Raw genomic sequence first — 10,118 nt, forward strand, 5'->3', positions numbered from 1 at the left:
CCGGCGCCTGGAGGGCTCAGCCGCCCCGGCCCGGACGATCACGCCGAAGGGCCCGGTCCGCCGTCGCGAGACGGTGGCCCGGGCCCTTCGGTCGTACGGGGTGGCGGGTACTACTTCAGCTTCGTGCCCGTCGAGCGCAGGTTCGCGCAGGCCTCGGTGACGCGCTTGGCCATGCCCGCCTCGGCGAGCTTGCCCCAGGTGCGCGGGTCGTAGGTGGACTTCTTGCCGACCTCGCCGTCGACCTTCAGGACACCGTCGTAGTTGCGGAACATGTGGTCCGCGACGGGCCGGGTGAAGGCGTACTGGGTGTCGGTGTCGAGGTTCATCTTCACGACGCCGTTCTCCAGCGCGATGGCGATCTCCTGCTCGGAGGAGCCGGAGCCGCCATGGAAGACGAAGTCGAACGGGCTGGTCTTGCCGTACTTCTCGCCGACACCCTGCTGAAGGTCCTTCAGCAGCTCGGGACGCAGGACGACGTTGCCCGGCTTGTAGACGCCGTGCACGTTGCCGAAGGAGGCGGCGAGCAGGTAGCGGCCCTTCTCGCCCAGGCCCAGGGCCTCGGCGGTGCGGATCGCGTCGTCGACGGTGGTGTACAGCTCGTCGTTGATCTCGTGGGTGACGCCGTCCTCCTCGCCGCCGGTCGGGGTGATCTCGACCTCGAGGATGATCTTCGCGGCGGCGGCCTTGGCGAGCAGCTCCTGGCCGATGGCCAGGTTGTCGGCCAGGGTCTCGGCGGAGCCGTCCCACATGTGCGACTGGAAGAGCGGGTTCAGGCCACGGGCCACGCGCTCGGCCGACACCTCGAGGAGGGGGCGGACGTAGCCGTCCAGCTTGTCCTTGGGGCAGTGGTCCGTGTGAAGGGCGACGGTGACGTCGTACTTCGCGGCGACGATGTGCGCGAACTCGGCCAGGGCGACCGCACCCGTGACCATGTCCTTCTTGTACTGGCCACCCAGGAACTCCGCACCACCGGTGGAGATCTGGATGATGCCGTCGCTCTCGGCCTCCGCGAAGCCGCGCAGTGCAGCGTGCAGGGTCTGGGTCGAGGTCACGTTGATCGCCGGGTAGGCAAACTTGCCTGCCTTCGCCCGGTCGAGCATCTCGTTGTAGACCTCGGGGGTTGCGATGGGCATCTGTCCGCTCCTTGGATGTGCGGGGAGTGTGCGATTGCTGGCCCTGACCTGGGGGCGACGTAACCGTCGGGCTCATCTTTCCAGACTCCGCACGACACTCCACCCGTGCCGGGTGGAGCGTTTCACGTGAAACACTCCGCCCGGCCGGGAAAGAGCAGGTCAGGACCTGTGCCCGGGGCCCCGGGGACCTCAGGCACCAGTTCTCCGGCGGTCAGCATGCGAGACCGGACAAGATCGAATGCGATCGGGCGGGATCGGCACGGGCACGATCGGCCCGGTGCGCGCTCAGCCCGGTGCGCGCTCAGCCCAGGTCGAGATCGGCGAGCCGGTAGCCGGTGAGGTACGGCAGACCCGCCTCGGCGATGGCGTCCGCGGCGCCGCGGTCCACGATCGTGGCGACGGCGACGACCTCGCCGCCGGCCTCGCGGACCGCCTCGACGGCGGTCAGCGGGGACCCGCCGGTGGTGGAGGTGTCCTCGACGACCAGGCAGCGCTTGCCCTTCACGTCGGTGCCCTCGATTCGGCGCTGCATGCCGTGGGCCTTCTGCGCCTTGCGGACGACGAAGGCGTCGAGGCGTCCGCCGCGCGCGGCGGAGGCGTGCAGCATCGAGGTCGCGACCGGGTCTGCGCCCAGGGTCAGACCGCCGACGCAGTCGAAGTCCAGGTCGGCGGTGAGGTCGAGCATGACCTGACCGACCATCGGAGCCGCCTGGCCGTCCAGGGTGATGCGGCGGAGGTCGATGTAGTAGTCGGCCTCCTTGCCGGAGGAGAGGATCACCTTGCCGTGCACGACGGCCTTGTCCTTGATCTGCTGCAGAAGCGCATCGCGTACGTCAGTCATGACCCCGAGCTTAAAGCCGCGCTAGCCGAGCCGGCGCCAGGTCCACGTCGTGGAGATCTCCAGCGGGTCAACGGGCGTGACCAGGCGCGGGAGGCTGTTCAGGCCGTTCGGCGGACCGGACTGGGGCTCCACGCAGACGGCCTCGGGCTCCTCGTCGTAGATGACCACCCACTCCTCGCGGCTGCGGACCCTGAGCTCCAGCACGCCGGGCCAGGTGAGGGTGACGTCCACGCCGCTCGGCATGCCGAAGCAGTCGTCCCAGGGGCCGGGGCCGGGGGCGACACGGTTACCGGTGGGGATGTGGTCGGCGCCCCGCTCCTCCTGCCACTCGGCCTCGAAGTCGAGCCGCGCGTCCTCGCCGGTGCCGAGGTTGCGGCGGAACCAGGGGTGCCAGCCGGCCTGGGCCGGGAAGGAGTCGCCGTACGTCTCGACGCCCATGGAGAGCGTCAGGCTCTCGGGCGTCAGCTCGACGGTCTGGGTGACCCGGCCGGGCCAGGGCCACGGGTCGGTGAGGTCGTGGACGAACGCCGCGTCGGTGTCGCCGTGGCGGACCTTGCGCCAGGGGTGGTCGCGGCCGAAGCCGTGGATGGCGTGCGGGGGGTGGTTGAGCGGGAGCTGGTGGAGGACTCCGCCGTCGCGGAACCGACCGTTCGCGGTGCGTCCGCACCACGGCACCATGGGGAAAGCGCCGAAGTGTGCCCCTTGGCGCAGCAGCTCCGTGCCGTCGATGCGCAGGCTGCTGATCCGGCAGCCGTTCTCCTGGTCGACGGTCACCTCGGCGCCGCCCGCGCTCAGTTGCGTACTCATGCGCCCGACTCTAGGGCGTGTCCGGCCCTGATCCACCGGACGCCCCCGGGCCGTGCCGAGGGGTCAGCGGCGGCGGCGCAGGGCTCGGCCGACGACGACCGCCGAGGCCACCGCCAGGGCGGCGGCCGGGGCGATCCAGCGCAGGTTCGCGCCGGCGCCGGAGGACGTGGCGGCCGGTACCGGGGCGTAGCGGCCGCGCGGGGGCGCGTGGTCCACTTCCTCGGCGCTGCGGCCGATCATGGTGCGGCGGGCGTGGGCGGCCTCGGCGGGGGGCCGCGCGGCGGCGGCGAACTCGTCGACGTCCCCGATGTCGCCGATCTCAGGGATCCGGTCGAGCTCCGGGAGGCCCTCGAAGTCCCCGTCCATGAATGGCTCCAGGGACGGGGGCGGCACCTCGGTGTCGAAGGCGGACGCCGTGACCTCGTCCGTGACGCCGTCGCCGTCGCCTTCCCTGTCCGGACCGCCCTCGGCCTCCTCGGCCTCCTCGGCCTCGGCGATGACATCGGTCACCGGCTCCCCCTCGCCGGCCGCCAGCCCCGCGAGCTGCTCGGCGGCCCGCTCCAGGAGCCGCTGGACGGCGGTGGCGGTGGCCTCCGGCGAGAACGCGGCGGCGCGTCCGTCGGCGGAGCCCTCGGCGGTGAACTCCATCCGGGTCCCGCCGTCGGCCGGGGTCAGCAGCAGCCCGAGCACCAGCTTGACGGTGCCGCTGCCGCGGATCTCCGTGCCCTCGCCCGCCACGGTGAAGCGGTCCGGATCCCGCTCGGTGACGGTCAGGGCGCCCCGATAGGTGACGGTGTTCCCGCCGACCCGGAGTTTGAGGCGGCCCGCGACGGGCCCGGACGCCGCGTCGGCGTCCTGCTGGAGCCCGGGTACGCAGCGGGCCACCCGGGCGGGGTCGCGCAGCACGGCGCGGATGTTGTCTGCCGGTACCGGAACGAACACCTGATGCTCCATGTGGTCGAGCCTACCGAGGGGAGCCCCTCCCGTACCCGGTCCGGCGCTCACGAATGGCCGGTCCGTGCGAATGGCCGGTACTCACGAGTACCTCGGGTGCGGCAGCGTCGACGGCGGCAGCCCCGCCATCCGGGTCCGCTCGGCATCGCGCTCGGCGTCCCGCAGGGACTGCGTCGACAGCGAGCGCAACGACGGCGTGTCCCGGTCCACCCGCAGCTCTGGGACCCGGTCCCGGCCGGCCAGTACGAGGCCCCAGTCCTGCGGCGGAGCGTCGGAGGTGCCGGGGGTGCGGTCGGGGCCGGCGGCGAAGCCCGAGAGCCGGCCGCCCGCGCTGTAGGGCGCGGTGCGCAGGCCGGCCGCGCGCAGCGTGGCCTCGACCGTCCAGTACGTGCGCGGGCGGCCGGTCAGCGGCCCCGCGTGGACGGCGAGCCGCCCGCCGGGGCGCAGGGCCCGCGCGGCGAGCCCGTAGAACTCCTGCGAGTACAGCTTCGTGCTGGGGGTGATGCCCGGGTCGGGGAGGTCGGAGACGATGACGTCGAACCGGTCGTGGGCGGCGGGCCCGCGCAGCCAGAGGAAGGCGTCCTGCGTGACGACCCCGAGGCGCGGGTCCTCGTACGCCCGGCCGTTGAGCGCGGACAGCATCGGGTCGGTGCGGGCGAGCCGGACCACGCCGGGGTCGAGCTCGACGACGGTGACGGAGGTGACGTCGCGGTAGCGCAGTACTTCGCGGGCGGCGAGCCCGTCGCCGCCGCCGAGGACCAGGACCCGGGCGTGCGGGCCGGTCATCGCGGGGTGCACGAGGGCCTCGTGATAGCGGTACTCGTCGTAGCCGCTGACCCGCAGCCGACCGTCGAGGAACAGGTCCAGGGAGCGCGGGGAGCCGGTGGCGGGGCCGGTCAGGACGAGCTCCTGGACGCCGGTCTGCCGGGCGACGCGGACCTCGCCGCCGTAGACGGCGCGGCGGGCGACCCGCTCGAAGTCGTCGGCGAGGACGGTCGCGCAGGCGAGAACGGCCAGCACGGTGAGGTGCGTGGCGATCAGCAGCCAGCGGGAGCGGCGGCTCAGGTCGCGGCGGAACAGCCACAGCACGAGGCCCGCGCCGACGACCGCGTTGACGGTGCCGGTCAGCATCGCGCCGGTCAGCTGGCCGAGCAGCGGCAGCAGCAGGAAGGGAAAGGCCAGCCCGCCGACGAGGGCGCCCACGTAGTCGGCGGCGAACAGGTCGGCGACGGCGCCGCCCGCGTCCTGTCTGCGGATGCGCTGGATGAGGACCATCAGCAGCGGGATCTCGGCCCCGATGAGCACGCCGATCGCGAAGGAGAAGGCCACGAGCGCGGGCCGCGACTCGCCGAGCCAGGCGAAGCTCGCGTACAGGGCCATCGCGGAGAGCCCGCCGAGCAGCGCGAGGCCCGCCTCGATGGCGGCGAATCCGAAGGCGGGCCGTCTGCGCAGCCGTTTGGCCAGCAGGGAGCCGACGCCCATCGCGAAGACCATGACGGACAGCACGACGGACGCCTGCGTGACGGAGTCACCGATGAGGTAGGAGCCGAGGGCGAGCAGCTCCAGCTCGTACACGAGACCGCAGGCGGCGCAGACGAACACGGTGGCCAGGACGAGGAGTCGGCCGGTCCGGGGCCGTACGGGCAGGGCGGCCGGGAGGGTCGCCACGCCCCGCGGCTCCGGAGCCGGGAGCACCCGGCGCGGGACGGAACGGTCGATCATGCAGCGAACCGTACGTCACCACCCACTCACATCCCGTCACCCACATGGGTGCAAGTGGCGCACCGTTCCAGCCGGTTGGCGTAACCGCGCGGGTACGCTCGCGGCGCCCACGCCCCGGAAGGCGCGGCCCGGCCCCGCACTACCGTGCGGCGGACTCCAGGGCTCCGGCCGGTGCGCCGATGCGCACGCCGACCCTCGTACGAGTGGCCACCAACTGGCCTTCCTGCGGATACGCGTGCCAGGTCCGCCACCGCACCTGGCCCTCGTGGCGCTGTGCGAGCATGGCGGTGAAGGCGTACGGGCTGCCGGGAAAGGTTCCGGCCAATCCGTTCGGGTGATCCGCGACCAGTGCGAGCAGCTCCTGCGCCCGCCCCGCGAAGGAGCCCTGCGACAGGGTCTCCACCCGCGCGGCGAACTCGTAGTCCCAGTCGCCCATCCGCTTGGCCACGCCGAGCGGGAGCGGCGTACAGCTGCCGGGCATACAGGCGACCGTCTCCGAACAGAGCACCCCACCCTCCTCCAGGAGCACCTGGTGCGAGGCGCCGAGGAGACGCAACTCCAGCTTCGCACCCGCCAGTTCGAGATTCAGTACGGCCAGGGCGGGCAGCCGGTCCCGACCCAGGGCCCAGGCGAGATCGGCGGCACGCGTGTCGGTGTAAGTGGTCTGGAGGGTCGTGAGCATGAGTCGGCTCCGCAAACGCGCGAGGGAGATGGGCCGGGGCCCGCCAGCGGTAGTCAACGGGTGGGGGGACACCGGCACGGGTCCACAGGAAGTCCAGGGAGGTCCGAGGACTGGTCTACTCAACCGAGGGAATCATGAAAGGCACGGCACTCACAGCGTTTTTACCCAACTTGGTTGGGTTTACATCCCCCCGGGGGCTACACAGTTCACGTGTTCAACCCCATGCGTCACACGCGCCTGACGCCAGCCGCCCCGGGTCAGCTGGAACCGCAGCCTCCGCCGCCGCAGGAGGACGAGGACCCGCCGCAGGACGAGGAGGAGCCGCAGGAGGATCCGCTGCTCCCGCACCCGCCGGAGGAGCCGCCCCCGCCCGCCCACCACGACGAGCCCGAACCCGAGCCCGAACCCGAGCCTGAATCGGCACCGGTCCACGCGCGGACCACCTTCCTGACCAGAGCCACGAAGCACACGACGACCAGCCCGGCGAAAACCCAACCGACAACAGACATGAGCTCAACCCCCCGTTCATCGCCCGGTTCCCCGGGTGTGAAGGGGAGATGCCCGCAGGCCACCCGGGCCAAAGCACACTTGAGCAAGTCCAGAGGTTCCCCCCAGGATGGCGCCCATGAGCGCACCCGTGGGCGGCAGCCGCCCCCTCCTCAACCGCCGCCTGGCCTCCTTCGGCACCACGATCTTCGCGGAGATGTCGGCCCTGGCCGCCCGCACCGGGTCGATCAACCTCGGTCAGGGCTTCCCCGACACGGACGGCCCCGCCGAGATCGCCGAGGCCGCCTCCCGCGCCGTCCTGACGGGCCTGGGCAACCAGTACCCGCCCGGCCCCGGCATCCCGGAGCTGCGCACCGCAGTCGCGCGGCACCAGCAGCGGTTCTACGGCCTGTCGTACGACCCGGACACGGAGGTCCTGGTCACGGCGGGCGCGACGGAGGCCATCGCGGCCTCCCTGCTCGCCCTGCTCGAACCGGGCGACGAGGTCATCGCCCTGGAGCCGTACTACGACTCGTACGCCGCCTGCATCGCGATGGCCGGCGCCACCCGCGTCCCGGTCACCCTGCGCCCGCACGCCGGCGCGTTCACCCTCGACCTCGACGAACTGCGCGCCGCCGTCACCCCGCGCACCCGCCTGCTCCTGCTGAACACCCCGCACAATCCGACGGGCACGGTCCTGTCCCCGGCCGAGCTCGCGGCGATCGCGGAGATGGCGGTGGAGCGGGACCTGCTCGTCGTCACGGACGAGGTCTACGAGCACCTGGTCTTCGAGGGCGCCCACCTCCCGCTGGCCTCGCTGCCCGGCATGCGCGAGCGCACGGTCACCATTTCCAGCAGTGGGAAGACCTTCTCGTTCACGGGCTGGAAGGTCGGCTGGATCACCGCCCCGCCCGAGCTCGTCTCGGCGGTCCGCTCGGCGAAGCAGTTCCTGACCTACGTCTCCTCCGGCCCCTTCCAGTACGCCATCGCGGAGGCCCTGCAGCTGCCGGACGGCTACTACGAGGGCCTGCGCGCCGACCTCGCCGCCAAGCGCGACATCCTCGCCGACGGGCTCGCGGCCGCCGGCTTCGAGGTCTACCGCCCGCAGGGCACGTACTTCATCACCACGGACATCACCCCGCTCGGGGAGAAGGACGGCCTCGCCTTCTGCCGCGCCCTGCCCGAGCGCTGCGGGGTCGTCGCCATCCCCAACCAGGTCTTCTACGACGACCGCGCCGCGGGCGCCACCCAGGTCCGCTGGGCCTTCTGCAAGAAGGCCGAGGTCCTGGAGGAGGCCGCCGCCCGGCTGCGGAGGCTCTGAGGCCGCGCGCCCGGCCGCGGGCGGGCACCCCGCACCCCGCACGGCTGCGAGTTCACCGGAGGTTCCCAGCGGATTCACACCCTTCGGAACGCGGTGAGCTTTAGGGTGCCCGAGGCCCTCCTCGTCCGGACGGGTGTCCACGCAGCGCGGGAAAGACGGGGTTCATGGCGGCGACGGGCAATGTGTCGGTTTCCCTGCGGCCGCGGGTTCTGCGGACCGGCAGGGTGCCCGCGGCCCTCGTCGCTCTCGGGGTCTTCGCCGCCGTCCGGATCGGCGGGGCGGTGGTGCTCGCCGTCGGGGCGTGGTGGGCCGGGCGGAGCCCCGTCCGGGTGCTCGGGCACTCCTGGGACTCCGTCTGGTACCTCGGCATCGCCGTGCACGGCTACGGCCGCACCCAGATGTGGGCCGGCTCCGGGCTGGTGCAGAGCGACTACGCGTTCTTCCCGCTGTACCCGCTGCTGGTCCGGATGGCCGGCGCCACCCCCTGGGCCGGGCTGCTGGTGGCGTGGACCGCCGCCTTGGTGGCCGCCGCCGGGGTGTACCGGGTCGGGGAGCTGGTGCTCGGGCGGCGCGTCGGGGTGCTGCTGGTGGCCCTGTGGGCGGCGACCCCGCACTCCGTGGTGCTGACCCTGGCCTACACCGAGCCGCTGCTGGCCGCGCTGGGCGCCTGGGCCCTGTACTCCGTACTGCGCCGGCGCTGGCTGTGGGCCGCGGGCCTGGCGATACTCGCCGGCCTGACCCGCCCGACCGGGATCGCCGTCGCCGCCGCCGTGACCGCCGTCGCGCTGCACGCGCTGCTCGTGGGGAGGTCCCGCGCACCCGAGGTGTGGGCGGCCGCGCTGCTGGCCCCGGCGGGCTGGGCCGCGTACGTCCTCGCCGTCGGGATACGCACGGGGGACCCGGCCGGCTACTTCACCGTGCAGCGGCGCTGGGGCTCCCGCTTCGACTTCGGCTCGTACACGACGGACAGCATCTGGCGGGTGCTGACCGGCGGGCACGTGCCGCTCGCCACCGTCGTGACCGTGGTGGTCCTGGCCGCCGCCGGGTTCCTGGCCGTGCTCCTGCTGCTGGACCGGATGCCGCCGGCGCTGCTCGTCTACACCGCCGTCCTGCTGGTGATCGCCTACGGCGGGGCCGGCTACTTCGAATCGAAGCCGCGCTTCCTGCTGCCCGCGTTCCCGCTGCTCCTGCCGGTCGCGGCCGCAATGGCGCGAGCCCGGCCGCGCTCCGCGGTCGCTGTGACCGCGGGGCTGGCCGGGCTCTCGTACGGCTACGGGCTGTACCTGTTGCTGGTCGCCCGCGTACCGCTGTGACCGGGGGCGACTAGTTGTCGTCGCCGTCCTTGTCGTCGCCTTCGCCGTCGGTGGAGTCGATCTCCTTCTCCAGGCCGAGCTGCTCCACGAGCCACTTGTCGAACTCGATGGAGGCGCGGACCCAGCTGACCGTGGACGAGACGAAGTGCTCCAGGCTGACGCCGGTGCCGATCAGCATCTGCGCCTCGCCGATCAGGCGGACGGAGCCGTCGTCGTGCGTGTGGCTGTAGACCTTCGGCCACAGGGTGCGGCGGTTCCAGTCGTCGATCGACTCGAGGAGCGCGGGCTTGTCCTCGATCGCGTGCGGGCGATCGTAGAAGGTCCGCACCGAGAAGACCTGCTGCTCCTCCTCGCCGCGGAACATGAAGTACGTCCGGAACTCCTCCCACGGCGCCGCGAGGTCACCCTCGTCGTCGACGACGTACTTGAGCTCCATCTGCTCCAGCAGCTGCTTGACCAGATCCTGGTCGGGGACGACGGGGCCCGCCGGTCCTGTGGCCTGCGGATCGGGCTGCTGCCCTCCGAAGTTCGGAATCGAGGCCGGGTCGATGCTCACCGTGTTTTCCCTTCGTGCGGATGTTGTCATCCTCCCCCATGGCTCCCACCCCCTGTCCACCCCCGCACGTGCGATCCGCGCAGGGCGGACAGGAGTAAGCCGTCGATAAGGGGAACCTGTGCCGGTACGCCGTGACGCGGAGCGCCGCCCTTCACGTACCGGCCCCGGCTACAGGGCCTTGCCGACGATCAGGTCCTCGCCCGCCACGTCGACGCGGACGGTGTCGCCGTCGCGGACCTCGCCCGCGAGGATCTCCTTGGCGAGGCGGTCGCCGATGGCCGTCTGGATCAGACGGCGCAGGGG

The 10,118-nt window shown here is 72.4% G+C and carries 10 protein-coding genes; 2 read left to right on the top strand and 8 right to left on the bottom strand.

The annotated features are described in order from the left end of the window. Positions 1 to 110 precede the first annotated feature (110 nt). The 6 genes from fbaA to ACFXGI_RS08815 all read right to left on the bottom strand — a co-directional run bounded on the left by fbaA (position 111) and on the right by ACFXGI_RS08815 (position 6,139). The gene (gene fbaA / locus ACFXGI_RS08790) at positions 111 to 1,133 is read right to left on the bottom strand and encodes a class II fructose-bisphosphate aldolase (protein WP_384704742.1); all 1,023 of its coding nucleotides are present in this window, start codon (positions 1,131 to 1,133) and stop codon (positions 111 to 113) included. Between the two features lie 301 nt (positions 1,134 to 1,434). Then, the gene (pyrE, locus tag ACFXGI_RS08795; protein WP_229337664.1) at positions 1,435 to 1,974 is read right to left on the bottom strand and encodes an orotate phosphoribosyltransferase; all 540 of its coding nucleotides are present in this window, start codon (positions 1,972 to 1,974) and stop codon (positions 1,435 to 1,437) included. A gap of 21 nt (positions 1,975 to 1,995) precedes the next feature. Beyond that, complete coding sequence (locus tag ACFXGI_RS08800; protein WP_384704743.1) at positions 1,996 to 2,781, bottom strand: aldose 1-epimerase; 786 nt, start codon at positions 2,779 to 2,781, stop codon at positions 1,996 to 1,998. 63 nt (positions 2,782 to 2,844) lie between these two features. Then, positions 2,845 to 3,735: an SRPBCC family protein gene (locus ACFXGI_RS08805; protein WP_384704744.1), complete on the bottom strand. Its 891-nt coding sequence runs from the start codon at positions 3,733 to 3,735 to the stop codon at positions 2,845 to 2,847. Between the two features lie 81 nt (positions 3,736 to 3,816). Beyond that, on the bottom strand, positions 3,817 to 5,457 hold the full coding sequence (locus ACFXGI_RS08810) for a polyamine aminopropyltransferase (RefSeq protein WP_384704745.1): 1,641 nt from the start codon (positions 5,455 to 5,457) through the stop codon (positions 3,817 to 3,819). A 139-nt stretch (positions 5,458 to 5,596) separates the two neighbouring features. Then, positions 5,597 to 6,139, bottom strand: coding sequence for a DUF2617 family protein (locus ACFXGI_RS08815; RefSeq protein WP_384704746.1), 543 nt, complete (start codon positions 6,137 to 6,139; stop codon positions 5,597 to 5,599). A gap of 616 nt (positions 6,140 to 6,755) precedes the next feature. On the opposite strand from ACFXGI_RS08815, the gene ACFXGI_RS08820 reads away from it, so the two are divergent. Then, entirely contained in the window at positions 6,756 to 7,946 is a 1,191-nt protein-coding gene (locus tag ACFXGI_RS08820; protein WP_384704747.1) for a pyridoxal phosphate-dependent aminotransferase, read from the top strand. 224 nt (positions 7,947 to 8,170) lie between these two features. Then, positions 8,171 to 9,259 carry a hypothetical protein gene (locus ACFXGI_RS08825; RefSeq protein WP_384704748.1) on the top strand — a complete coding sequence of 363 codons (1,089 nt, stop codon included), beginning with the start codon at positions 8,171 to 8,173 and terminating at the stop codon, positions 9,257 to 9,259. Positions 9,260 to 9,269: 10 nt separating this feature from the next. Here ACFXGI_RS08825 and ACFXGI_RS08830 read toward each other — a convergent pair whose 3' ends face one another. Together ACFXGI_RS08830 and ACFXGI_RS08835 are read right to left on the bottom strand one after the other, a co-directional pair. Beyond that, complete coding sequence (locus tag ACFXGI_RS08830) at positions 9,270 to 9,815, bottom strand: YbjN domain-containing protein (RefSeq protein ID WP_030870916.1); 546 nt, start codon at positions 9,813 to 9,815, stop codon at positions 9,270 to 9,272. Positions 9,816 to 9,983: 168 nt separating this feature from the next. Next, the coding region (locus ACFXGI_RS08835) for a hypothetical protein (protein ID WP_384704755.1) at positions 9,984 to 10,118 on the bottom strand (135 nt) is incomplete at its 5' end.

The organism is Streptomyces sp. NPDC059355, from assembly GCF_042752335.1.
In the GTDB taxonomy this organism is placed as follows: Bacteria; Actinomycetota; Actinomycetes; order Streptomycetales; family Streptomycetaceae; genus Streptomyces.